Consider the following 24,178-nt stretch of genomic DNA (forward strand, 5'->3'; position numbering starts at 1 on the left):
ATTTCGAAACGAAATGCCCTGCCGACAGGCGATTGCACAGCAATCGCCGAGAGGCGGCGCTGCACGGCGTTCCGCCGCGCGAGGCAGGTGGAAATGGCCCACGGAAAATCCAGTGCCGTGTAGCGTGGACATGTCCGCGCCCTGGACACCGGGTCGCAAACGGCGGCCCGGTCAGGCCGAGAGCTTCTCGCGCTCCTCGGGGGGCAGGGCAGAGGGCTCGACCGGCGGAACCTTGCCGTTGGGATAGACGAGGCCCGCGGAGATCACCAGCTTGGCGGCGTCCTCGACCGTCATGTCCAGCTCGATCACCTCCGAGCGCGGCACGAAGAGCAGGAACCCGCTCGTCGGGTTCGGCGTGGTCGGCAGGAAGACCGACATGAGCTTTTCCTCGCGCGGGATCCGGCGGTCGATCTCGCCCTTGGCGGTGGTCGAGATGAAGGCGATGGCCCAGATGCCCTCGCGCGGGTACTGCACCAGGCAGGCCTTGTCGAAGTTGTTCTCGGCCTGGGAAAACACCGTCTCGGCGATCTGTTTCAGGCCGTTATAGATCGAGCGCACGACCGGCATCCGGTCGACCACGCCCTCGCCCCAGTTGATCAGCGACCGGCCGATGATGCCCTTGGCGAGCCAGCCGACGATGATGGTGAAGACGAAGAACACCACCACGCCGAGGCCGCGCACGTTGATCGGCGCCTCGATCCCGAAGACCGTGTTGATGACGTTCTCGGGCTGGTAGGCGTTGGGCACGAAGGGCAGGACGAAGCCGTCCACCCAGCCGATCGCGGTCCAGATCAGCCAGATCGTCAGCCCGATGGGGGCGATGACCACGAGGCCGGTCAAAAAGGAGGTGCGGAGCGCGCCGAAGCGCGACCGTTTGGGTCGCGGGGCGCTGTCGCCCTGCGCGCTGTCGTCGGGTCTGGTCATGTCAGTGGTTCGGGACCATGTGCATCACGGCAAGATAATCTCTCCGCCGGAGCCTCACAATATCCGTTGCCGCAGATTGCGCAATCAGTCTGTGCACCTGATCAATTCTTCGGCAACGGCCGCCGCCAGGCGCGCATTGTTGCGCACCAGGGCGATATTGGCTTCGAGCGAGCGGCCCTCGGTCAGCGCGAAGATGCGGTCGAGGAGGAAGGGCGTGACGGCCTTGCCGGCGATGCCCCGGGCCGCCGCCTCGGCATTGGCGGTGTCGATCGCCGCGCGCATCTCGCGGGCCGGGATTTCCGCCTCGGCCGGGATCGGGTTGGCGACGAGCTGGCCGCCTTTCAGCCCGAGCGCGGTGCGGGCGGCCTGGGCCAGGGCGATCTCGCGCGCGGTGTCGAGGCGCAGCGGCGCGGGCAGGCCGGCGCTGCGCGACCAGAAGGCGGGGAAATCGTCCTGGCCATAGGCGATGACGGGGACGCCCAGAGTCTCCAGCACCTCCAGCGTCTTGGGGATGTCGAGGATCGCCTTGGCCCCGGCGCAGACCACGGTGACCGGGGTTTCGGCCAGTTCCTGCAGGTCGGCGGAGATGTCGAAGCTGTGCTCGGCGCCCACATGGACGCCGCCGATGCCGCCGGTGGCGAAGACGCCGATGCCGGCGGCGCGGGCGGCGATCATCGTGGCGGCGACGGTGGTGGCGCCGGTGCGGCCGGTGGCCAGCGCCACCGGCAGGTCGGCGCGCGAGAGCTTCGCCACGTCGCGGGCCTGCGCCAGCTGGGTGAGCTGGTCGAGGGCGAGGCCCACATGCAGCACGCCGTTCAGCACCGCGACGGTGGCGGGCACGGCGCCGGCGGCGCGCACCTCGTCCTCGACCGCGCGGGCGGTTTCCAGGTTCTGCGGCCAGGGCATGCCGTGGGTGATGATGGTGGATTCGAGCGCCACCAGCGGCGCGCCGTCGGCGCGGGCGGCGGCGGCTTCGGGCGAGAGGGACAGGTCGATCATCCGGCGGCTCCTCCGGAAATATGGGCGGCGGCGGCCTGAAGCGCGCGGTCGAGCGCCGCGGCCCCGGTGGCGCCGTCGCGTTCGGCGGCGATATGGGCCGCCATGAAGGTGTCGCCGGCGCCGGTCACGCGGGTGACCATGACCTGCGGCGGGGTGGCGGTGATCAGCCCCGAAGGGTCGGCGGCGGCGGCGGGGTTGGCGCTGTCTGTCACGAGGATCCGGGCGGCGCCGCGCTTCTGCAGCGCGCGGGCGGCGGTTTCGGCATCGGCGAAGCGCTCGGCGCAGATCAGCCCGGCCTCTTCGAGATTGACGTAGAGCGTGGCGCGCGGCGCGGTCAGGAAGGGCAGCAGGCGCTCGGCCTTGCCGGGGCTGGCCGGCGCGATGCGCAGGTCGGCGGCGGCGAAGGCGGGGTTTTGCGCGATCTCGCCCAGCAGCACCTCGGTCAGGTTGCCGTCGAGCGCGACGATGCCGGGGTAGGGGGCCGCGGCCGAGCCCAGCGGCCCGTCGGTCAGCGGCGTCAGGATGCGCGCGCCCGCGGCCTCCAGCGAATGTGCGTCGGCGATGGCGGCGATCAGGCCGTTGGCGCCCTCGACCGCCATGTAGCGGTCGGTGGGCAGGTCGAGCGAGCGGTAGACGTGGCGCGTGTCCATGCCCATCCGGTCGCAGGCGGCGATCAGCTCGTCGCCCTCGGCGTCCTGGCCGATGGCGGTCAGCAGCGCGGGCGTCAGGCCGAAGCGGCGCAGCGTCATGGCGATGTTCATCGCGACGCCGCCGGGCACGCGGGTGATGCGGCCGGGCACGTCGTTGCCGAGGCTCATGTGGCGCGTGGCGCGGCCGATCACGTCCCACAGGACGGCGCCGATGCAGAGGATGTCGGGCGGGGCGGACATTGGCGCTTGATGGCAAGGGGCAGGGCGGGCGGCAAGGGGAATTCGCCTGCGGCGAATGCCTCCGGCGGGCGTATTTGGGACGAGAAGAAGCTGGGGGCTTGCGCATTGGTGGCGGATCGCGTAATGCGCGCGGACTTCACAGGCGGGGCTTGGGCCGTGCGGGGAGACATCCCGCGACGGTCCGCCGGTTGAGCGAGAGCTTGAAACGCCCCGCCGAGGCGCAAACCGGAAAGGAATAGACCATGGCGCTGCCTGATTTCTCTCTGCGTCAGCTTCTGGAAGCTGGCGTTCACTTCGGCCACCAGACCCAGCGGTGGAACCCGCGGATGGGCGAGTTCATCTACGGTGAACGCAACGGCATCCACATCCTCGACCTGACGCAGACCGTCCCGATGCTGGACGCCGCGCTGAACGTCATCCGCGAGACCGTGGCCAAGGGCGGCCGCATCCTGTTCGTCGGCACCAAGCGGCAGGCGCAGAAGCCGGTGGCCGAGGCGGCCGAGCGCTGCGCGCAGTACTACATGAACCACCGCTGGCTGGGCGGCACCCTGACCAACTGGAAGACCGTGTCGCAGTCGATCGGCCGGCTGAAGTCCATCGACGAGATGATGGAGTCGGGCGCCGAGGGCCTGACCAAGCGCGAGCGTCTGGCCGTCGACCGCGACCGCGAGAAGCTGGAAGCCTCGCTGGGCGGCATCCGCGAGATGGGCGGCATCCCGGATCTCCTGTTCGTGATCGACGTGAACAAGGAAGACCTGGCCATCGCCGAGGCGAAGAAGCTGGGCATCCCGGTCGTCGCCGTGGTGGACACCAACTGCTCGCCCGAGGGCGTGGATTACATCATCCCCGGCAACGACGATGCGGCGCGGGCGATCTCGCTTTATTGCGATCTGGCGTCGCGGGCGGCGCTCGACGGGATGTCGGCGCAGCTGGAGACCGCCGGCGTCGATGTCGGCGCGCTGGAAGACGCGCCCGCCGAAGAGGTCGTCGAGACCCCGGCCAATGCCGAGGACACCGTCGCGGTCAGCGACGAGGCGGTCCACGACGACGCCGTCGCCAAGGACGCGCCCTACGAGCTGGAAAACAAGGACTGAGGTCCGCGACTGTCACGAAAGTTTTGCCGGGCGGGGATAGGGCCCCGTCCGGTCCCGAATTCGTTCAAGAGGAGCCGAAAGATGGCAATCACCGCATCCCAGGTGAAGGATCTGCGCGAGAAGACCGGCGCGGGCATGATGGACGCCAAGAAGGCGCTGGTGGAGACCGACGGTGACATGGATGCCGCGGTCGACTGGCTGCGCACCAAGGGCCTGGCCAAGGCCGCGAAGAAATCCGGCCGCACCGCCGCCGAGGGCCTCGTCGCCGTCGCCGTCGAGGGCGGCACCGGCGTGGCCGTCGAGGTGAACTCGGAGACCGACTTCGTCGCCAAGAACGCCGAGTTCCAGACGATGGTGAAAGACATCGCGCAGACCGCGCTGACCGTCGACGACGTCGAGGCGCTGGCCGCGGCCGACCTGGGCGGCAAGTCCGTGGCCGACACGCTGACCGACAAGATCGCGACCATCGGCGAGAACATGACCCTGCGCCGGATGGCCAAGGTCGAGGGGCAGACCGTGGTGTCCTACATCCACAACGCCACCGCGCCCGAGATGGGCAAGATCGGCGTTCTGGTCGCGCTGTCCGGCGACGACGCCGCGTTCGGCCGCCAGGTGGCGATGCATGTGGCCGCGGCGAACCCCGCCTCGCTATCCGAGGCCGACCTGGACCCGGCCGTCGTCGAGAAGGAGCGGCAGGTGCAGATCGAGATCGCGCGCGAGTCGGGCAAGCCCGAGGCCGTCATCGAGAAGATGATTGACGGCCGCATGAAGAAGTGGCTGTCGGAAGTCACGCTGATGGGCCAGGCCTTCGTGGTGAACCCGGACCTGACGGTCGCCAAGGCCGCCGAAGAGGCCGGGGTCGAGATCACCGCCTTCGTGCGGCTGGAAGTCGGCGAGGGGATCGAGAAGGTCGAAGAGGACTTCGCCGCCGAGGTCGCCAAGGCGGCGCAGGGCTGAGCCTTCGCGCCATCGCGAGAATCCGAACCCCCGGGGCGGCGTCCCCGGGGGTTTTTTCTTGCCCCGCGGCGCGAAAAGCGCCGGCCGGAAAAGAAGAACGGTGCAGCCCGGGCGTGGACTGCACCGTCTTCGAGTAAAGGCACCCAGACAAATGGGGATGAGGACGAGGTGCCTCTATTTGGTGCCGGGCCTGCCTGTGGACTATACACAGACAGACCGGCGGTCCGGTTTCCCGGAGCCAACCCTTATCCCTGAAATGCCAGGGCTGTCAGGCCGGCTTGTTCCTTGGCTAATGCCACCACTCACGGAACGGTTCCAAACTGCCCCGATAATTGACGTTAGGAAAGTAAGGGATTCCCTACCTTTCCGGAAAGGTTGTTAAAGCGCGCCGATTTTTTCAGCGATTCCAATGTCATTCGGCGCGCCGCAAAGCGTCCGCCCGAGGCCGGGATCGCCTCGGGGGTCAGGCCGCGACGGGCGCCGTGTCAGCCTTCGATCCGGAAGATCTGATTCTGCAGGCTCGCCTTCAGGACGGCCTGGGCCGTCGTCTCGACATCCAGCGCCTCGCGCGCCAGCCGCAGGTGTTTCTCCACCGTCGCCGGGGTCAGCCCCATGATGACGCCGATGTCCTGGGTCGTCTTGCCTTCGCCGACCCATTCCAGCGCCTCGCGCTGGCGCTTCGTCAGGGCCTTGCGGGTGTTGGGGTAGGGGAGCGTCAGGATCTTGAGGTGCAGCACGTTGTTCATCGCGATCAGTTCGCGGCCGTGCTCCTCCCAGATCGCGTCGGTCCGGGCCTGGGAAACGCCGGGATCGGGGATCAGCCCGATCGCGGCGATGTTGCGGGCGCCGATCTCGACGAAGCTGATCGAATAGCCGGCGGTGATGTCGTGCTTGCTGTTGAAGGCGACCACCTCGCGCTCCTGCGGGGTCAGGGCATCGGCGTTCTCGGCGATCCAGCCCCAGCTGCAGGCGCCGGCATTCTCCCGTGCCCAGCGGACCATCGGCGCGTGCATGTAGAGCCCGTCATTGATGAAGGTATCCATGTAACCCCCACCAATATTTGTCAAAATCAGAAAATCGTCGCGCGCGCCCAAAGACGCGCGAGAGCGCGACGCGGCCATTCCGTAGAGCAATCTGGTGAAGCCATAGGACGCCATAACGTCGCAGTGCATCTGCCACAACTCGTCCATCGTACTGGACGACACGACACGTTCGACATACTCAAGCATCGACAATCCACGGGATTGCGGGGGCCTCATCCGGTGTGGAATCTTGATAAGTTTTACCATCCGGTCAACCGCTTTCGTTCATCAGCCCTCGCGGGCGGCTCGAACTGTGCTTACGCTAGGATAACGCGCACCCAGATCACCCTTATTTGTGAGACGTTAACGGTGTTTTCACGGTTCAGTTTTTCGCGTTCGGGGTCGGAATGACCGTTGAGCTGTCCATGGAGCGCAACCGGGGGGGCTCACCGCCGGACAGTTGGTTTTGGAATTCCTCTTAGCGTTACGGCGTCGCGGGGTCTGTGGATCACCGCCCGCGGCCGATTGCGCGCGCGACAGGACGGCGCGTCAGGGCGTTGTTAACCCGCACCAGATAAGCGTGCCTGTGCAAGGGTTTGGCGCCCGGCGTTCGCAGGCATAATATTTACATAATACCGATTACCGGATTATTGCGTGGCCGCACGGTGGGCCGCACGCCGCCAGCCGGTTCCCCGCGCCGTCCACGCGCCCTCCCCACAACTACGATCCTGGTCCGCTAGCCCAGTGCGTATCCCGCGCCGCGCACGGTGCGGATCGGGTCGTCGCCGCCATGCACCCCGAGCGCCTTGCGCAGCCGGCCGATATGGACATCGACCGTGCGCGTGTCGACATAGATGTCGCGGCCCCAGACCCGGTCGAGCAGCTGCTCGCGGGACCAGACTCGGCCGGGCTTTTCCATGAAGGTGGTCAGCAGCCGGAATTCCGTGGGCCCCAGCTTCAGCTCGTGGCCGTCGCGGGTCACCTTGTGGGTCTCGGCGTCCAGAGCGATGTCGTCGTATTCCAGCCGCTGCCCCACCGATGCGGGCCGCGTGCGGCGCAGTTGCGCGCGGACCCGGGCCATCAGCTCGACGACCGAGAACGGCTTGACCACATAGTCGTCGGCGCCGGTCTCCAGCCCGCGCACGCGGTCGACCTCTTCGGATCGGGCCGACAGCATGATGATCGGGACCGAGCGGGTCTGCGGCCGGGTCTTGATGCGGCGGCAGATCTCGATGCCGGACACGCCGGGCAGCATCCAGTCCAAAAGGATGATGTCGGGCACCTCCTCCTCGACCAGCAGCAGCGCGTCGTCGCCGGTCCCGGCCCGCGCGACATCGAAGCCTTCCGCCTCCAGGTTGTAGGCCAGCACCTCGCGCTGCGAGGGTTCGTCCTCGACCACGAGAACCTTCGGATGTGCCGCTGTCATCAGACCACCTCGTTCCCCTCGACGAAGGACGTGTCGTCGGATTTCGGGCGCCGTTCCTCGGGCATCTCGCCGGTGACCAGATAGACCACCTGCTCGGCGATCGAGGTCACGTGGTCGCCCATGCGCTCCATGTTCTTGGCGATGAAGTGCAGGTGCATGCCGGCGGTGATGTTGCGCGGGTCTTCCATCATATGCGTCAGCAGCTCGCGGAACACGGCGTTGTACATCTGGTCGACATCCTCGTCGCGCTCGATCACCTGCCCCGCCAGTTCGGCGTCGCGCTGCGCGAAGGCGTCGAGCGCGTCCTTCAGCATCGCCTCGATGTCGCGCGACATGCGGCGGATCGCCGGCGCGGCCTCGGCCACGGGCTGCATATGGGCCAGCGCGGTGGTGCGCTTGGCGAGGTTCTTGGTGTAGTCGCCGCAGCGTTCGAGGTTGTTGGCGATCTTCATGACGGCCAGCACGGTGCGCAGGTCGGTCGCCATCGGGTTGCGCTTGGCGATGACGGTGGCGGCCTCTTCGTTGACCTCGTGTTCCAGCGCGTCGATGCGGCGGTCGGTGGTGCGCACCTGCTCGGCCAGGTCCAGGTCGCGGTCGAGAAAGGCGCGCACGGCCTGCTGGATCGAGGCTTCGACCAGCCCGCCCATCTTCATGATGAGCGCCTGAAGCGCTTCGAGGTCGCGGTCGAAGGCGGAGGAAATGTGCTTGTCGTGCATGTCGATCATCCGATCCGTCCGGAAATGTAGCTTTCCGTCCTGGGGTCCTGGGGGTTGGTGAAGATCTGGTCGGTCTCGCCGTATTCGACAAGATTGCCGAGGTGGAAGAACGCCGTCTTCTGGCTGACGCGGGCGGCCTGCTGCATCGAGTGGGTCACGATCACCACCGAGTAGTCCTGGCGCAGCTCGTCGATCAGGTTCTCGACCTGGTCGGTGGCGATCGGGTCGAGCGCCGAGCAGGGTTCGTCCATCAGCAGCACTTCGGGTTCGGTCGCGATGGCGCGGGCGATGCAGAGCCGCTGCTGCTGGCCGCCGGACAGGCCGGTGCCGGGCTCTTGAAGCCGGTCCTTAACTTCGTCCCATATCGCCCCGCGGCGCAAGGATTTTTCGACGATGTCGTCGAGGTCGCGCTTGGACCTGGCAAGGCCGTGGATGCGCGGGCCGTAGGCGATGTTGTCGTAGATCGACTTGGGGAACGGGTTCGGCTTCTGGAACACCATGCCGACCTTGGCGCGCAGTTGCACCGGGTCGACCTTCTTGTCGTAGATGTCCTCGCCGTCGATCTCGATCCTGCCCTCGACGCGGCAGATGTCGATGGTGTCGTTCATCCGGTTGAGACAGCGCAGGAAGGTCGACTTGCCGCAGCCCGACGGCCCGATGAACGCGGTGACGTTGCGGTCCTCGATCTCGACGTCCACGTCCTTGATGGCGTGAGTGTCGCCGTAGAAGACCTCCACGTTCTTCGCGGTGATCTTGCTCTTGGGGCTGGTCATCGTGGTCACGGTCTCTGCGGTCGCGGGCATATCTGTCATGTTCATTCGCGGATCTCCTTACCAGCGACGCTCGAAGCGGCGGCGCAGTACGATGGCGATGATGTTCATCGTCATCAGGAACAGGAGCAGGATGATGATACCGCCCCAGGCTTTCTCGTAAAAGCTCGCATCGGCGCGCGCCGCCCAGGTGTAGATCTGGGCCGGCATGGCCGAGTTCGCCTCGGTGAAGCCCGACACGAAGCCGTCGGGGTAGCCGCGCGCCACGAAGCCGACCATGCCGATCAGGAGCAGCGGCGCGGTCTCGCCGAGCGCCTGCGCCAGGCCGATGATGGTGCCGGTCAGGATGCCGGGCATCGCGAGCGGCAGGACGTGGTGGAACACCGCCTGCATCTTCGAGGCCCCGACCCCCAGCGCCGCGTCGCGGATCGACGGCGGCACCGATTTCAGCGAGGCGCGGGTCGAGATGATGATCGTCGGCAGGGTCATCAGCGTCAGCACCAGCCCGCCCACGAGCGGCGCCGATTGCGGCAGGCCGGCGAACTGGATGAAGACGGCAAGCCCGAGGATGCCGAAGACGATGGAGGGCACGGCCGCGAGGTTCGAGATGTTCACCTCGATCAGGTCGGTCCAGCGGTTCTTGGGCGCGAATTCCTCCAGGTAGATCGAGGCGGCGACGCCGATCGGCAGCGACAGCACCAGCACCACGATCATCATGAAGAACGAACCGACCACCGAGGCGCCGATCCCTGCCCCGCCCGGGTTGTCCACGCCGGAATCGGCGCCGGTGATGAAGTTCCAGTTGAAGTCGCTCTTCATGATGCCGGCCGCGTAAAGCTCGTCGGCGAGGTCGAGGTCGGTGCTCATCAGAAAGCGGCTGTCGCGCACGTCCTCGCGCTTGAGCCGGCCGTTGAAGTAGCCGTCGATCCGCGACGAGGTCGACAGTTCGAAATCGACCGGCTGGCCCAGCCGATCCTCGTTGGCGGTGTAGAACTCGCGCAGGTTGCCGCCGATCTTGCCGAGGATGCGCTCCAGCGCGGCGGCGTCGTATTCGACCTCGACGCCGCGCTCCTCCAGCTCGCGGTCGAAGGCCGCGATGAAGAAGTCCCGGTAGGCGCCGGTCTTCAGCAGTTTGCTCTCGGCCTCCTCGTACTGCTCCTGCGTCAGGGTAAGCTCGAGCTCGACGACCGTCCGGGTGAAGGCCGGCAGGCCGTTCGAGATGATCGAGCCGAACAGCACGATCAGGAAGAACAGCCCGACCAGAACCGCCGTCAGGCCGTAGGCCTTGAACCGGGTCTCGGCGGCGTTGCGGCGCTTGGTATGCGCGTCCTGCCGGAACAGCGAGATGGACTGCCGGCGGCCCGACGCGGGCGCGGCGGGGGTCGATGCGGTCGCGTCGGTCATTCGTACTGCTCCCGGTATTTGCGCACGATGTAGAGCGCGAGGATGTTGAGCATCAGCGTGATGACGAACAGCGTCATGCCCAGGGCGAAGGCGACCAGCGCCTCGGGCGAGCCGAAGTCGGAGTCGCCGGTCAGCTGGCTGACGATCTTGGCGGTCACGGTGGTCATCGCCTCGAACGGGTTCAGCGACAGGCGGGCCGCGGCCCCTGCCCCGAGCACCACGATCATCGTCTCGCCGATGGCGCGGCTGGCGGCCAGAAGGATGGCACCGACGATGCCGGGCAGCGCGGCCGGCAGCACCACCTGGCGCACCGTTTCGCTATGCGTGGCGCCCAGGCCCAGCGAGCCGTCGCGCATCGCCTGCGGCACCGCGTTGATGATGTCGTCGCTGAGCGAGGACACGAACGGGATCAGCATGACGCCCATGACGAGCCCCGCGGTCATCACCGCCGTGCCCGCCTGCATCCAGCCCAGCCCGTCATCGCCGAACACGGAGAGCAGGAGCGGACCGACGGTCAGCAGCGCGAAGAGGCCGTAGACGATGGTGGGAATGCCGGCCAGCACCTCGATCATCGGCTTGGCGATGGAGCGCACCTTGGGCGAGGCGTATTCCGACAGGTAGATCGCGGCAAAGAGCCCGATAGGCACCGCGACCAGCAGCGCGATCAGCGAGATGTAGAAGGTGCCCCATAGGAGCGGCACGATGCCGAGTTCCGAGCCCCCGCCCCGGCCCGAGAAGCTGGGCGCCCAGGTGGTGCCGAAGAAGAACTCCCAGGCCGGGTAGAGCCGGAAGAACTCGATGGTGTTGAAGATCAGCGACAGGACGATGCCGACGGTCGTGAGCACCGCGATCGAGGCGGCGAAGATCAGGATGTAGCGGATCGTGCGCTCGACCACGTTGCGGGCGCGGAAATCCCTATGGGTGCGGCTGTAGGCAACGGCGAAGCCCGCCAGCGCGAGGCCCAGCACGACGACGGTCATCGCCAGGTCGCCGGTCGCCGACATCGCCCGGTAGCGCTGTGCGGCGTGCAGGACCGCCGGCCCCACGTCGGAGCCGAGCGCGACGCCGATCTGGCCCAGGCGCTCGCGGACGTCGGTGAACTCGGTGCGGATGCTTGTCGCCTGGTCGGCACTCATCGCGCCCTGCGCGACGGCCTGGTCGAGCCCGTCGGCGACGCGGCGGACATCCGACATCATCAACCCGATGGTCCGGCCCTCGGGGATCGTTTCGGGCGAGATGGTCGCGGCGACGCGGTTCTCGACCACGATGGGCTGAACGATCATCCAGACGATCAGCGCCGCGAAGGAGAACACCATCGTGAAGATGGCCACGCTGGTCCCGTAGAAGCTGGGCAGCGAGTGCAGCTTGCGGCTGTTGCCATCCGCGCTCGCCAGCGCCCGCTGCCGGCCCAGCACGTAGCCGACGGCCGCAAGGGCGAGGACGATCAGGACGATCCATAAGACGGGCATGAGCGCTTCCCCCGGGCTATGCGTCTTTCGCTTGGAAATGCAGAGGCGGCCTGAACCGGCCGCCTCCCTGTGTCAAGCCGGGGCCTGATTACATGGACTCTTCGCTCATGGTCACTTCGTTGGCGACCTTGTCCTGGGTCGCGGCCAGTTCCGGGTCGGGAACCAGGCCGTAGTTGGACAGCGGGCCGCCCGGGCCGGCGACCTCGTCGGAGACGAAGAACATCGCGTATTCCTTCAGGCCGGGGATCACGCCGATATGGGCCTTCTTGACGTAGAAGTAGAGCGGGCGCGACACCGGGTACTCGCCCGACGAGATGGTCTCGGTGGACGGCGCGACGCCGGAGATGGTGGCGACCTTCAGCTTGTCGGTGTTGTTCTCGTAGAACGCCAGGCCGAACACGCCGATGCCCTCGGGGTTGGAGTCGATCCGCGCCAGGGTCTCGGTGTAGTCGCCGTCGATGTCGACCGATTTGCCGTCGGTGCGCACGTCGATGCAGGCGCCTTCGGCGTCGTCCTCGGACATGCCCATCTCGACCATCGCCTCGAAGGCGCCGGTATTCTCGCAGCCCACCAGCAGGACCTTCTCTTCGAAGACTTCGCGGGTGCCGTGCTTGGTGCCCGGGATGAAGGCGGCGATCTCGACGTCCGGCAGGTCGGCGTTCACGTCGGCCCAGGTCTCGTTCGGGTTGTCGACCAGTTCGCCGTCGACGATCAGCTGACCGGCCAGCGCCTGGTAGATGTCGGCCGGCTCGAAGGCGTTGAACGCCGGGCCGTCCTGCTGGCTGGCGAAGACGATGCCGTCATAGCCGATGCGGACCTCGATGATGTCCTCGACGCCGTTGGCGGCGCAGGTCTCGACTTCCGACGGGCGGATGGCGCGCGAGGCGTTCGCGACGTCGATGGTGTTTTCGCCCACGCCTTCGCAGAAGCGCTTCAGGCCGGCCGAGGAGCCGCCCGATTCCACCACCGGGGTCGGGAAATCGGTGTTATCGCCGAACACTTCGGCGACGATCGACGCATAGGGCAGCACCGTCGACGAGCCGGCGACCTGCACGTTGTCGCGGGACTGCGCAACGGCGGCCGACGCGGAGACGGCAGCGATCGCCAGCGTCGAGGCGGTCATTTTCGCAAAGGACATGTATAGCTCCTGATTGGTTGCCGGGGGGCTTCCCTCTTTTCCCCCCTTGTCCGCGGCTCCTAACAAGCCCCGCCCAACCCTTTTGTGACAGGTGCGTAACGGTTTTATGACAGTCGACAGGGGCCTGCGGGTCAGGCGTCCGGGCAATCGCGCCACGCCTTGAAATGGCTGGAAAAACGGGCTCGCGCGCCGCGCGGCCGCGGCCGGCAGGCCGTTTATTCCCATGTACTGACGTGGGGTGAGCCCCGGCCGCGCGGGCCGTCGCGCCGCGGGCACGCTCTTGGAAGAATCGGTCGGCCCCGGCGCTCAGGCGGGCAGCACCACGCTGAAGCGGCTCCCCTGCCCCTTCTGGCTTTCGATTCGCAGCCGCCCGCGGTGCCGGTTCACGATATGCTTGACGATGGCGAGGCCCAGCCCCGTCCCCCCCATCTCGCGCGAGCGGTGGCTGTCGATGCGGTAGAACCGCTCGGTCAGCCGCGGGATGTGCAGCGGGTCGATCCCTTCGCCGTTATCGGCCACCTCGACGCGCAGCGCCGGGCCGCGCAGCGCCGGGTCGCGCTCCTGCCGCTCCAGCGTGACCGTGACCGTGCCGCCGCCGTACTTGATGCCGTTCTCGATGAGGTTGGTGAAGACCTGCAGAAGCTGATCGGGATCGCCGATCACCTCCATCCCGTCCTCGTTGCCCCGCACGACGAGCTCGGTGTCGCTTTCCTGCGCGAAGGCGCCCAGCGTCATCGAGGCCGAGGTCACCAGGTTCGCCACGTCCACCCGCTCGGTCGGGCGCACGCGCTCCTGGCTTTCGACGCGGGACAGCGACAGCAGATCCTCGATCAGCCGGCTCATGCGGCCGGCTTCGCGCTCCATGATCTCCAGGAACCGCGCCTGGGCGTCCGGGTCGCCGCGCGCGGGGCCCTGCAGCGTCTCGATGAAGCCGATCAGCGCGGTCAGCGGCGTGCGCAGCTCGTGGCTGACATTGGCGACGAAGTCGCGGCGCATCTCGCCGGCGGCCTGCACGTGGCTGATATCCTCCAGACTCAGCATGACGGCCCGGCCGTTGGCGGGCACGGCCACGGCGTTGAAGGTCACGTCGCGCTCGCCGTCGCGGGTCAGGAACGGCGCCTCGCGGCGCCGGCCGGTCTTCAGCGCCGCCTCGACGATGTCGAGCAGGACCGGCTGGCGCAGGACGGTGATATAGTGAAAGCCCTCGGCCGCCGTGCCGAAGAGCTGCCCGGCCGCCGCGTTCGCCGCGATCACCCGCTCGTCCGCGCCGATCAGCACCAGCGGCATCGGCACCGCCGCGAGGACCGAGGCGAGCGACGGCCCGGTCATCCGGCGGTGGCCGCGGCGATGGCGGCACGGAACTCGGAGATCAGCAGATCGGCATCCTCGATGCCCAGCGAGACCCGGAAGACCCCCTCGGTCATCCCCAGCGCGGCGCGGGTCTCCGGCGCCAGCCCCCGGTGCGAGGAACTGGCGGGGTGGCTCAGCGTGGTGCCGATATCGCCCAGCGTGGGGGCGAAGGCGATGTCGGGCGCGGCCTCGACCAGCGCGTTGGCGGCGGCGCGGCCGCCGTCGATCTCGAAGCAGACCATGGGGCCGCCCCGGTCCCCCAGCAGGGAAACGGCCCGGTCGTGATCGGGATGGTCGGGGCGCGTCGGGTAGAGGACGCGCCGGACACCGGGCGTGTCGGCCAGCGCGTCGGCGAGCGCGCGGGCATTCGCCTCGGCCCGGTCGTAGCGCAGCTCGAAGGACTGCAGCCCGCGTTCGGCCAGCCAGCAGTCGAACGGGCTGGGGGTCAGGCCCAGCGTGACGGCGGTCTCGTAGAGGCGCTTGCGGTGCTCGGGGTCGCGCGCCGCGACATAGCCCAGCGTCGCGTCGGAATGGCCGGCGAGCAGCTTGGTGACGGAGTGGATCACGATATCGGCGTCGTGGTCGAACGGCCGCAGGCCGCGCGGCGTGGTGAAGGTGTTGTCGACGGCCAGCAGGATGCCGCGTTCGCGCGCCAGCGCCGCGATGCCGGCGATGTCGGAGACGCGCAGCGTCGGGTTGGAGACGACCTCCAGCAGGATCAGCCTGGTCTCGGGGCGCAGCGCCGCCGCCATCGCCGCGGCGTCGGTCGGGTCGGCCATGTCGGTGGCGATGCCCATCCGCGGCAGCTCCTCGCGCAGCATCCGCATGGAGCGGCCGTAAAGCTGGTTGCCGGCCAGCACGTGATCCCCCTGCCCCGGCAGCCCGTAGAGCACCGCCGTGACCGCCGCCATGCCGCTGCCGGTGACGAGCCCCGCCTCGGCGCCTTCGAGCGCGTCGATCTTCCGGGCCAGGACATCGGCATTCGGGTGCCCCTCGCGGGCATAGGTATAGCCCGGCGCGGTGCCGTCGTACTGCGCGTCGAGCGCGTCGGGGCTGGACGAGGCGTAGACGACGGAGGGCTGCAGCGGCGTCACCAGCGGGGCGCCCGCGCTGTCGGGCCAGCGGGTCCGGCGCACGATGGATTTCGAGGCTTTCATGGCGTCTCCTGTTGCCGGAATATTCCGAATATTCCGTGACGGATCGTTTCTAACGATCCGATCCGTTTTCTTGCAAAGAAAACGGCTATAGCGCGCGAAGCTCGGCGCGGAACCGGCGCATCCGCTCGCGGTAATGCGCGGCCGAGGCCAGAAGGCCCGCCGCGGCCGCGTCGTCCAACTCGCGCACGAGCTTGCCCGGCGCGCCCATCACCAGCGAGCGGGGCGGGATCTCCTTGCCCTCGGTGATCAGGGCGCCCGCCCCGATCAGGCAGCCCGCACCGATCCGCGCGCCGTTCAGCACCGTGGCCCCCATGCCGATCAGCGCGCCGTCGCCGATGGTGCAGCCGTGCAGCATCGCCTTGTGCCCGATGGTGCAATCGGCGCCGATCGTCAGGGGATAGCCGGGATCGGTGTGCATGACAGTGTTCTCCTGCACGTTCGAGCCGGCGCCGACGGTGATCGGCTCGTTGTCGCCGCGCAACGTCGCGCCGAACCAGACCGAGGCGCCCGTGTGCAGGATCACCTGCCCGATCACGTTGGCATCCGGCGCGATCCAGTAGTCGCCGTCCTCGGGCAGTTGTGGTTCCAGCTCTCCCAATGCGTAGAGTGTCATGCGGTTTCCTCGAATTCACGTTGCAGGCGGCGGACCACGGCGGTCAGGCCCGGCTGGCGCGGGCGGCGCAGCCGTTCCGCCGTCACGATGGTGCGCAGCGCCGCTTCCGTCCGGTCCAGATCGTCGTTGATCAGGACATAGTCATAGCTGTCCCAGTGGCTGATCTCGTCCCAGCTGCGCTGCATCCGGCGGGCGACCGTGTCGGGATCGTCCTGGGCCCGCTCCACCAGCCGGCGGTGCAGCTCGTCGATCGACGGCGGCAGCAGGAAGATCGACAGCACGTTGTCCTGCAGATCGGAGTTGCGGATCTGCTGCGCCCCCTGCCAGTCGATGTCGAACAGCACGTCGATGCCGTCCGAGATCGCCTGTTCCACCGGCCCCTTGGGCGAGCCGTAGAAGTTGCCGAAGACATGCGCGTGTTCCAGCATCCCGCCCTCGGCGACCATGCGCTTGAAGCCGGGCTCGTCGGTGAAGACGTAATCGGTGCCGTCCACCTCGCCCGTCCGCGGCGGCCGGGTGGTGGCGGAGACCGAAAAGCGGATCGTCGGATCCCAGTCGCGAAGCCGGCGGGCCAGCGTGGACTTGCCCGCGCCCGACGGCGAGGACAGGATGATCAGAAGCCCGCGCCGCTCGGCCATATGTCACTCCACGTTCTGAACTTGCTCGCGCATCTGATCTATGGTCGCCTTGAGGTCAAGCCCGACGCGGGTCAACTCGCTGGACTGCGCCTTGGAGCACAGCGTGTTGGCCTCTCGGTTGAACTCCTGGCTGAGAAAGTCGAGCTTGCGGCCGATTGCGCCTGCGGTTTCAAGGAGATCGCGGGCGGCCTTCACGTGCGCGTTCAGGCGATCGATCTCTTCGGTCACGTCGGATTTCACGGCGATCAGGGCAAGCTCCTGTGCGACGCGGTCCGCATCGGCGCCCTCGGCGTTGTCGAGCACGCGGGCGAGCTGGTCGCGCAGTTTCGCGGCCATCTCGTCGCGGCGCGCCTCGGCCAGCCGGGCGGCCTCGGCGGTCAGTGCCTCGATCCGGTCGAGCTGTCCCCCGATCACCGATTTCAGGCTCTCGCCCTCGCTGCGGCGCATCGCGTCGAAGGCCTCTACCAGCTTCGGCAGATCCGCGGTCAGCGCCCGGGTCAGCGGCTCCAGGTCGGTCTCGCCCGCGTCGCTGACTAGCACGCCGCGGGTCGCCAGCACCTCGGCCGTGGTGGGCCGGGCGAGCGTCACGCCGGCCTCGGCCGCGGCCGCATCGACCGCGCCCAGCTGCTCCAGCACCCGCGCCAGCGCGGCGCGGTCGATGCGGTCGCCCCCGGCGCCTTCGTCGCGCGTCAGCCGCAGCCCCACGGTCACATTGCCGCGCGCCGCGACACCCGCGACGGCGGCGCGCACCGGCTGGTCCAGCCCCTCGACCCAGTCCGGAACCCGCACCCGCACGTCGAGCCCCCGCGCATTCACCGCCCGCATGTCCCAGGCCCAGGAAAAGCCCGCACCGGCCCCCTTGAGCGCGGCGAAACCGGTCATGGATTTAACCATCGGGATTAACCATTCGCTAAGATCTCGCCTCCATTTCGCCTCAATTCGTGGCAGATTAAGGAAAGAGTAAGGAATCCGACCTATCGGTTAACAGACCGGCCGGGTCGCGGCAACGCGGCGCCCCGCCGGCGGGGGTGGTAAGATGGAGCGTCTGTATGCGGGGCGTGAATCCGGGCACGATGTCGGGGGTGAAAACGTGGTGTCCTTGTTCGGAAAGCCGATCCCGTTGAGCTACCCGGCCATCGCCCGGGTCGACGCCTACTGGGACGCGCTGCGCGCCGGGCGGGCGATGCCGGACCGCGCCGAGGTCGATCCGCGCGGGCTGGATACGGCGCTGGAATTCGCGTTCCTGATGGAACATGTGGCGCCGGGCATCGGGCGCGTGCGGATATCGGGGACGCATCTGCGCGACCTTTTGGGGATGGAAGTGCGGGGCATGCCGCTTACGGCGTTCTTCCTGCCGGAGTCGCGCGCGCGCATCCAGTCGGCGCTGGAGGCCGTGGTGACGACACCGCAGATCGCCGACATCACCCTGTCCGGCGAGCGCGGCATCGGCCGCCCGGCCCTGGCGGCGCGGCTGTACATGGCGCCGCTGGCGAACCGGGCCGGGACCGGGGCGCCGCGGGTTCTGGCCTGCCTGGAGAGCCATGGCGAGATCGGCCGGGCGCCGCGGCGCTTCGCGGTGGAGCAGGTGGAGATGCGGCGCATCGTCGAGACGGCGGGCGCCCGGCCGGAGGATCGGCCGGACGCGGCGCCCCGCTCGCGCGGGGACGCGCCGCAGGGCGGCTTTGCCGAGGAGGCCGCGGGGTTCACGCCGGCGGAGCGGCGGCCGCATCTGCGGCTGGTGCCATCGGACGGGTCGGAGGCGGACGACCCGTGACCGGGCCCGAGCGGCCGCGGATCAAGACCCGGACAGAACGACGCCCCGAAGGACCGGCCTTCGGGGCGCCTTTCGTCTCACGCCGCGCCGTTTGGCGCGATCTCCGTCACTCCGCCGCGGCCTGCCGGGGCGCGCGCCGCTCGATCAGCTCTTCGGCGATCAGGAAGGCCAGCTCCAGCGACTGCGTGGCGTTCAGCCGCGGGTCGCAGGCGGTGTGGTAGCGGTCCGACAGGGTCTCGTCGGTCACCGAATGCACGCCGCCGGTGCATTCGGTCACGTCCTGGCCGGTCATCTCGAAATGCACGCCGCCGGGCACCGTGCCCTCGGCATTGTGGATGTCGAAGAACTCCGTCACCTCGCGCAGCACGCTGTCGAAGGGCCGGGTCTTGTAGCCCGAGGCCGACTTGATCGTGTTGCCGTGCATCGGGTCGCAGGACCAGACGACGTTGGCGCCTTCCTCCTGAACCGTCTTGATCAGCCGCGGCAGGTGGTCGCCCACGGTGCCGGCGCCGAAACGCGCGATCAGGGTCAGCCGGCCCGCCTCGTTGTCGGGGTTCAGCTTTTCCATCAGGATCTTGAGATCCTCGGCCGTGGTCGTGGGGCCGCATTTCAAGCCGATCGGGTTTTGCACGCCGCGGGCGAATTCCACATGCGCGCCGTCCGGCTGCCGCGTGCGGTCGCCGATCCAGATCATGTGGCCCGAGCCCGCGATCTGCGCGCCCGAGGTGGAATCCACCCGGCACAGCGCCTCTTCGTATTCCAGCAGCAGCGCCTCGTGGCTGGTGAAGAATTCGACCGTCGACATGTCGCGGTTGGTGGTGTCCGAGACCCCCGCCGCCGTCATGAAGTCCAGCGCGTCCTGCAGCCGGTTGGCGAGATCGCGATAGCGCTCGGCCTCGTCGGTCTCGGTGAAGGCGAGGTTCCAGGCATGTACGCGATGGACGTCGGCGAAGCCGCCGGTCGAGAACGCCCGCAGCAGGTTCAGCGTCGCCGCCGCCTGGGTGTAGGCGCGCAGCATGTTCTGCGGGTTCGGGATCCGCGCCTCGGGGGTGAAGTCGATCTCGTTGATGATGTCGCCGCGATAGCTCGGCAGCTCCACGCCGCCCACCGTCTCGGTCGGCGCCGAGCGGGGCTTGGCGAACTGGCCGGCCATGCGGCCCACCTTGACCACCGGCACCTTGGCGCCGAAGGTCAGCACCATCGCCATCTGGAGCAACACCTTGAAGGTGTCGCGAATGTTGTCGGCCGAGAACTCGTTGAAGCTCTCGGCGCAGTCGCCGCCTTGCAGGAGAAACGCCTCGCCGCGCGAGACCGCGGCCAGCTTCTCGCGCATACGGCGGCATTCTCCGGCAAAGACGAGCGGCGGATATTTCGCGAGCTGCGCCTCGACGGCGTGCAGCGCGGCCTCATCCGTATAGTCGGGCATCTGGACCCGCGGCTTGCTGCGCCATCCAGACTTGTCCCACTTGCTCATCTCATCCTCCAACAGATGCCTTTTCAGGGTGCCCCCGTATAGGCGCTCGCCGACGGCGGGGAAACCGGGTAATGTCGCCTTTTTCGGAGGCAGCCGGTGGATTTCTGCGCATCCTGCGTCTTGCGCCCCGCGCGTAAAGCTGTTTCCGTCGTCAGATAGCGAACAGGACCGCATAGAAATGGATGTGAGTCGCGACCCGATCAAGGTGGCCAATCCCGGGGCAAAGCCCCGGCGGTTCGTATTCGTGCTGCTCGAACAGTTCACGCTTCTGTCCTTTGCCAGCGCCATGGAGGCGCTGCGCATCGCCAACCGGATGGCGGGGCGGACGCTCTATACCTGGACCACGGCGGGCGAAGGCGGCGACTTCGCCACCTGCTCGGCCGGGATTTCCTTCAAGCTGGATTCCGACCTGGAAGAGCTCTCGCGCGAGGATACGATCCTCGTCTGCGCCGGGATCAAGGTGCAGGAGGCGTCGACGCGGCGGATGCTCAACTGGCTCCGCCGCGAGGCGCGGCGCGGCGCGACCGTCGGGGGCTTGTGTACCGCCGGCTACACGCTGGCCAAGGCCGGCCTCCTGGACGGCAAGCGCGCGACGATCCACTGGGAGAACCAGGACAGCTTTGCCGAGGAGTTCGACGAGGTCACGCTGACCAAGTCGGTCTTCGTGATGGACGGCAACCGGCTCACCACCGCCGGCGGCACCTCCTCCATCGACCTGATGCTGAAGATCATCGCGCAGGACCATGGCGAGGATCTGGCCAACGCGGTGGCCGACCAGCTGATCTATTCCACCATCCGCACCGACCAGGACGTGCAGCGGCTGTCGGTGCCCACCCGGATCGGCGTGCGGCATCCCAAGCTCAGCCAGGTGATCCAGATGATGGAGCAGAATATCGAGGAGCCGATCAGCCCCGCGATCCTGGCCAAGCAGGTGGGCATGTCGACGCGGCAGCTGGAGCGGCTGTTCCGCCGCTACCTGAACCGCTCGCCCAAGCGCTACTACATGGAGCTTCGGTTGCTGAAGGCGCGCAACCTGCTGATGCAGACCGACATGAGCGTGATCAACGTGGCGCTGGCCTGCGGCTTCGCGAGCCCGTCGCATTTCTCGAAATGCTACCGCGCGCATTACAACACCACGCCCTACCGCGAGCGCGGCAGCCAGTCGGCGGGCCTGTCCGTCTAGCCAGGCAGTCGGACGTACAGGCCCCGGGCAACGGGCCCCGCGGCGGGGGGCCCGGCCCGATCTCTTACAGCCCCAGGAGCCTGTGCAGTTCGGCATCGGCTTCCGGGGACAGATCCCGGCCGCCGGTGAGCTCCGCGTAGCTGTTGTTCAGCGTCTGGCTGGCCTGATTGAAGGCCAACTCCGCGTCGTCATATTCCTGCTGGGCCTGCGCGAGCGCGGCGTCATACTCCGCCTGACTTGCGAACTCCTCGTCGATCTCCTGCTGGGACAGGTTCTGCAGCCGGGTGAGCTCCTGCTCGGCGGCCAGCATGGTCTGCTGCGCCGTCACGGCGGCCTGATACGACGTCTTGTAGGTGTTCAGCTTGCCCGGCATGCTGTCCGGCGCGGCATTGGCCAGCGCCGTGGGGCTGGCATGGGCGGCGTTCAGCCCCTTCAGTTCCCGCGCGAGACGGCCGCGCTCGCTCCCGCCGGCATTCGACTGGGCATTCGCGGCCTGCGTGGCGTTGGCCGGGGCGGTGTTGCCCTGGTTGCCGTTGTTGCCCTGGTTGCCGTTATTACCGTTCCCGTTATTGCCGTTGCCGTTGCCGTTGCCATTGCCATTGCCATTGTTGCCGTTATTGCCGTTGCCGTTCCCGGCATGGGCGGCGTCCCAGGCGACGGGGGCCACGGTGACGCCGGCTGCGCCGAGAAGCACGAGGGCAAGGCCGGTGGCGCGCAGAAGATGGCGCGCGGAACGAACCGGGGTACTGCTCATGAGTGAGTCCTCCTGATTGACGAACTGATTGACGGGGCCCGGGCGTGAGGGATCGCGCGGGCCTGGCCTTCTAAAAGAGCAATGACGCGCGGGGATTGCGAGGGGCTCCGGCGGGCTGGGCGCTCCGTTGCCGGACCGCCGTGGCGTCTCGGCGAAGTCCCGCCGTCCCCGGCGGGCAATTGACGGCCCCGGGGCCGCATCATCGCCCGGCGAGGCCCATTCTGTCGCCATATTGGGGCGGCATACCGGGAAACAGTCCTGCGGAACCCATGGAATTGAGGTACGATCTATGAACAGGTTCGAAGCGGCCCTCCGGATGGCGGACGGCCCGGCGATCCGGTCGCTGGATTTCTCGATGTTCGGCGAGAGCGATATCGCCAATGTGGCGCTGCAGCGCTCCGAGGTCCTGCACGACATTCGCGGCCAGGCCGACGCGATCCGCGCCTGGGCGCGCGGCGACGATGCGCCGCTTCTGCGGATCGCGCGGCAGCACCGGCAGGCGCTGGTGGCCCGCGCCGTGGCCTTCGTCTTTCTCGAATACCGCGCCCTGCGCGGCCTGCTGCAGACGCTTCGCCCGGCGCGCATCGCCGATATCGGCTGCGGCTACGGATTCTTCGACCTGTTCGCCCAGGCCGAATTCGGCGCCGAATTGGTGCTGATCGACAGCGAGACGGCCGGCGCGCGCGCGGTGAAATACTCCGAGACCGGCTCCGGCACCGCCAACCTGGAGACGGCCCGGCGGTTCCTGGTGGCGAACGGCTGTGCGCCCGCGCGGATCGAGACGCTGAACCCCACACGTCAGAACCTGTCGCAGGTGCGCGACATCGACCTTGCCGTCAGCCTTCTCTCCTGCGGCTTCGCTTTCTCCTGCGCGCCCTACCGGAGCTTTCTGCGCATGGCCGTGCGCCCCGGCGGGTCGGTCATCCTGGATCTGCGCCTGCGCCGGATCCGCGAGATCGCGCAGCCGCTCACCGGGCTGGGCCCGCTGCGGCGCGTGGGCACCGCGGCCGACGGCAAGGCGGCGCGGATGCACCTGGTGACCGCGGCGACGGCGGCGCGCGCCGCCTGAGCCGCCACCGGCCCCTTTCGGCGCCCCGGCACGGCCCGGCCCCGACGGCCGGGCTTTCCTTTTTTCCTGCGGCGTCTTAGGCTCCGCCCCCATAACGGCCAACCACAGGGAGTCTACAATGAAAAAGCTGCTCATGGCCTCTGCCGCGCTTGCGGCGATGACCGCCGGCGCCGCGCATGCGGCCAGCCACTCCGACACCGTCAAGATCGGTGTCATCCTGGGCTTTACCGGCCCGATCGAATCCCTCACGCCGCAGATGGCCGACAGCGCCGAACTGGCGATGGAGGAGATCAACGAGGCGGGCGGCATCCTGGACGGGATGATGCTCGAGTCGGTGCGCGCCGACTCCACCTGCATCGACAGCGCCGCCGCCACCGCCGCGGCCGAGCGTCTGGTGACCTCCGAAGGCGTCGTCGCGATCATGGGCGCCGACTGTTCCGGCGTGACCGGCGCGGTGCTGGCCAATGTCGCGGTGCCGAACGGCATCCCGATGGTGTCGCCCTCGGCCACGTCGCCGGCCCTGTCGACCGCCGAGGATAACGGCCTGTTCTTCCGCACCTCGCCGTCCGACGCGCGGCAGGGCGAGGTTCTGGCCAACATCCTCGAGTCCCGGGGCATCACCGAGGTCGCCGTCACCTACACCAACAACGACTACGGCAAGGGCCTGTCCGACAGCTTCATCTCGAACTTCGAGGACATGGGCGGCACCGTGACCGCGAACGTGCCCCATGAAGACGGCAAGGCCGACTATTCCGCCGAAGTCGCGACGCTGGCCTCCGCCGGCGGCGAGGTTCTGGTGGTGCTGGGCTATGCCGACCAGGGCGGCAAGGGCATCATCCAGTCCTCCATCGATTCGGGCGCCTTCGACACCTTCATGATGGGCGACGGCATGTATGCCGACGCGCTGCTCGCCGATCTCGGCGAGTACATGGAGGGCTCCTTCGGCGCCGTGCCGTGGTCCGAGGGCGAAGGCGCCGAGGCGTTCGCCGAGATCACCGAGGAGGCCGGCGTGAACGGCGACAGCTCCTTCACCCGCGAAAGCTATGACGCGGCGGCGCTGCTGGCGCTGGCGATGCAGGCGGGCGGCGAAGCCACCAGCGCGGCGGCGGCCGAGAACCTGATGGACGTGGCCAACGCGCCGGGCGAGGAGATCCTGCCGGGCGAGCTGGGCAAGGCGCTCGAAATTCTCGCCGAGGGCGGTGAGGTCGACTATGTCGGCGCCACCAATGTCGAGCTGATCGGCCCGGGCGAAGCTGCCGGGACCTATCGCGAATACGTCATCGAGGACGCGGACTACTCCACGGTGCAGTTCCGCTGAGCCCGTCAACGACCCTCTGCACAGCCCGGCCCGGACGGC

23 protein-coding genes are annotated in these 24,178 nt (G+C 68.1%); 6 read left to right on the forward strand and 17 right to left on the reverse strand.

Annotated features, from left to right (window positions below; translation table 11 throughout):
- Positions 1 to 171 precede the first annotated feature (171 nt).
- From P1J78_RS07055 to P1J78_RS07065, 3 genes are all read right to left on the reverse strand, one after another.
- On the reverse strand, positions 172 to 924 hold the full coding sequence (locus P1J78_RS07055) for a DUF502 domain-containing protein (protein WP_275566629.1): 753 nt from the start codon (positions 922 to 924) through the stop codon (positions 172 to 174).
- A gap of 84 nt (positions 925 to 1,008) precedes the next feature.
- Positions 1,009 to 1,923 (reverse strand): pseudouridine-5'-phosphate glycosidase, encoded by a 915-nt coding sequence (locus P1J78_RS07060; RefSeq protein ID WP_275566630.1) that lies wholly within the window; start codon positions 1,921 to 1,923, stop codon positions 1,009 to 1,011.
- Positions 1,920 to 2,813 (reverse strand): PfkB family carbohydrate kinase, encoded by an 894-nt coding sequence (locus P1J78_RS07065; RefSeq protein WP_275566631.1) that lies wholly within the window; start codon positions 2,811 to 2,813, stop codon positions 1,920 to 1,922. Before P1J78_RS07065 ends, P1J78_RS07060 begins: the two co-directional genes overlap by 4 nt.
- A gap of 242 nt (positions 2,814 to 3,055) precedes the next feature.
- Here P1J78_RS07065 and rpsB point away from each other — a divergent pair, with 242 nt between their 5' ends.
- Together rpsB and tsf are read left to right on the forward strand one after the other, a co-directional pair.
- Positions 3,056 to 3,907 (forward strand): 30S ribosomal protein S2, encoded by an 852-nt coding sequence (gene rpsB, locus P1J78_RS07070; protein WP_275566632.1) that lies wholly within the window; start codon positions 3,056 to 3,058, stop codon positions 3,905 to 3,907.
- 81 nt (positions 3,908 to 3,988) lie between these two features.
- On the forward strand, positions 3,989 to 4,864 hold the full coding sequence (gene tsf / locus P1J78_RS07075; protein ID WP_275566633.1) for a translation elongation factor Ts: 876 nt from the start codon (positions 3,989 to 3,991) through the stop codon (positions 4,862 to 4,864).
- Positions 4,865 to 5,349: 485 nt separating this feature from the next.
- Here the strand turns inward: tsf and P1J78_RS07080 are convergent, their stop codons facing one another.
- From P1J78_RS07080 to P1J78_RS07135, 12 genes are all read right to left on the reverse strand, one after another.
- A complete protein-coding gene (locus P1J78_RS07080; RefSeq protein ID WP_309568109.1) occupies positions 5,350 to 6,153 on the reverse strand; it encodes a helix-turn-helix transcriptional regulator in 804 nt (267 codons plus the stop codon).
- A gap of 469 nt (positions 6,154 to 6,622) precedes the next feature.
- On the reverse strand, positions 6,623 to 7,312 hold the full coding sequence (phoB, locus tag P1J78_RS07085) for a phosphate regulon transcriptional regulator PhoB (RefSeq protein WP_275566634.1): 690 nt from the start codon (positions 7,310 to 7,312) through the stop codon (positions 6,623 to 6,625).
- Positions 7,312 to 8,028: a phosphate signaling complex protein PhoU gene (phoU, locus tag P1J78_RS07090; RefSeq protein ID WP_275566706.1), complete on the reverse strand. Its 717-nt coding sequence runs from the start codon at positions 8,026 to 8,028 to the stop codon at positions 7,312 to 7,314. The genes phoB and phoU overlap by 1 nt, the downstream gene beginning before the upstream one ends.
- Positions 8,029 to 8,033: 5 nt before the next feature.
- Positions 8,034 to 8,801, reverse strand: a complete 768-nt coding sequence (gene pstB, locus P1J78_RS07095) for a phosphate ABC transporter ATP-binding protein PstB (RefSeq protein WP_374213202.1) — start codon at positions 8,799 to 8,801, stop codon at positions 8,034 to 8,036.
- Positions 8,802 to 8,858: 57 nt separating this feature from the next.
- Positions 8,859 to 10,202 (reverse strand): phosphate ABC transporter permease PstA, encoded by a 1,344-nt coding sequence (gene pstA, locus P1J78_RS07100; RefSeq protein WP_275566635.1) that lies wholly within the window; start codon positions 10,200 to 10,202, stop codon positions 8,859 to 8,861.
- Positions 10,199 to 11,671 (reverse strand): phosphate ABC transporter permease subunit PstC, encoded by a 1,473-nt coding sequence (gene pstC, locus P1J78_RS07105; RefSeq protein ID WP_275566636.1) that lies wholly within the window; start codon positions 11,669 to 11,671, stop codon positions 10,199 to 10,201. The genes pstA and pstC overlap by 4 nt, the downstream gene beginning before the upstream one ends.
- Before the next feature lie 88 nt (positions 11,672 to 11,759).
- Positions 11,760 to 12,809, reverse strand: coding sequence for a PstS family phosphate ABC transporter substrate-binding protein (locus P1J78_RS07110; protein ID WP_275566637.1), 1,050 nt, complete (start codon positions 12,807 to 12,809; stop codon positions 11,760 to 11,762).
- 306 nt (positions 12,810 to 13,115) lie between these two features.
- The gene (locus P1J78_RS07115) at positions 13,116 to 14,138 is read right to left on the reverse strand and encodes an ATP-binding protein (protein WP_275566638.1); all 1,023 of its coding nucleotides are present in this window, start codon (positions 14,136 to 14,138) and stop codon (positions 13,116 to 13,118) included.
- Positions 14,135 to 15,316 carry a trans-sulfuration enzyme family protein gene (locus P1J78_RS07120; protein ID WP_275566639.1) on the reverse strand — a complete coding sequence of 394 codons (1,182 nt, stop codon included), beginning with the start codon at positions 15,314 to 15,316 and terminating at the stop codon, positions 14,135 to 14,137. The genes P1J78_RS07115 and P1J78_RS07120 overlap by 4 nt, the downstream gene beginning before the upstream one ends.
- A gap of 85 nt (positions 15,317 to 15,401) precedes the next feature.
- Positions 15,402 to 15,929, reverse strand: a complete 528-nt coding sequence (locus P1J78_RS07125) for a gamma carbonic anhydrase family protein (RefSeq protein ID WP_275566640.1) — start codon at positions 15,927 to 15,929, stop codon at positions 15,402 to 15,404.
- Positions 15,926 to 16,567, reverse strand: a complete 642-nt coding sequence (gmk, locus tag P1J78_RS07130; RefSeq protein WP_275566641.1) for a guanylate kinase — start codon at positions 16,565 to 16,567, stop codon at positions 15,926 to 15,928. Before gmk ends, P1J78_RS07125 begins: the two co-directional genes overlap by 4 nt.
- Positions 16,568 to 16,570: 3 nt before the next feature.
- Complete coding sequence (locus P1J78_RS07135) at positions 16,571 to 17,449, reverse strand: YicC/YloC family endoribonuclease (protein ID WP_275566642.1); 879 nt, start codon at positions 17,447 to 17,449, stop codon at positions 16,571 to 16,573.
- A 211-nt stretch (positions 17,450 to 17,660) separates the two neighbouring features.
- Here P1J78_RS07135 and P1J78_RS07140 point away from each other — a divergent pair, with 211 nt between their 5' ends.
- Positions 17,661 to 18,341 carry a PAS domain-containing protein gene (locus tag P1J78_RS07140; protein ID WP_275566643.1) on the forward strand — a complete coding sequence of 227 codons (681 nt, stop codon included), beginning with the start codon at positions 17,661 to 17,663 and terminating at the stop codon, positions 18,339 to 18,341.
- Positions 18,342 to 18,447: 106 nt separating this feature from the next.
- Here P1J78_RS07140 and P1J78_RS07145 read toward each other — a convergent pair whose 3' ends face one another.
- Positions 18,448 to 19,815 (reverse strand): class II 3-deoxy-7-phosphoheptulonate synthase, encoded by a 1,368-nt coding sequence (locus P1J78_RS07145; protein WP_275566644.1) that lies wholly within the window; start codon positions 19,813 to 19,815, stop codon positions 18,448 to 18,450.
- 178 nt (positions 19,816 to 19,993) lie between these two features.
- Between P1J78_RS07145 and P1J78_RS07150 the strand changes: the two genes are divergently transcribed.
- Positions 19,994 to 20,998, forward strand: coding sequence for a GlxA family transcriptional regulator (locus P1J78_RS07150; protein ID WP_275566645.1), 1,005 nt, complete (start codon positions 19,994 to 19,996; stop codon positions 20,996 to 20,998).
- A gap of 64 nt (positions 20,999 to 21,062) precedes the next feature.
- Here P1J78_RS07150 and P1J78_RS07155 read toward each other — a convergent pair whose 3' ends face one another.
- The gene (locus P1J78_RS07155) at positions 21,063 to 21,752 is read right to left on the reverse strand and encodes an efflux RND transporter periplasmic adaptor subunit (protein ID WP_275566646.1); all 690 of its coding nucleotides are present in this window, start codon (positions 21,750 to 21,752) and stop codon (positions 21,063 to 21,065) included.
- A gap of 289 nt (positions 21,753 to 22,041) precedes the next feature.
- Between P1J78_RS07155 and P1J78_RS07160 the strand changes: the two genes are divergently transcribed.
- Together P1J78_RS07160 and P1J78_RS07165 are read left to right on the forward strand one after the other, a co-directional pair.
- Entirely contained in the window at positions 22,042 to 22,821 is a 780-nt protein-coding gene (locus P1J78_RS07160) for a class I SAM-dependent methyltransferase (protein WP_275566647.1), read from the forward strand.
- Between the two features lie 118 nt (positions 22,822 to 22,939).
- Positions 22,940 to 24,139 (forward strand): ABC transporter substrate-binding protein, encoded by a 1,200-nt coding sequence (locus tag P1J78_RS07165; protein ID WP_275566648.1) that lies wholly within the window; start codon positions 22,940 to 22,942, stop codon positions 24,137 to 24,139.
- Positions 24,140 to 24,178 lie beyond the last annotated feature (39 nt).

The sequence above is a fragment of the Psychromarinibacter sediminicola genome, from assembly GCF_029168335.1.
Lineage (GTDB): Bacteria > Pseudomonadota > Alphaproteobacteria > Rhodobacterales > Rhodobacteraceae > Psychromarinibacter > Psychromarinibacter sediminicola.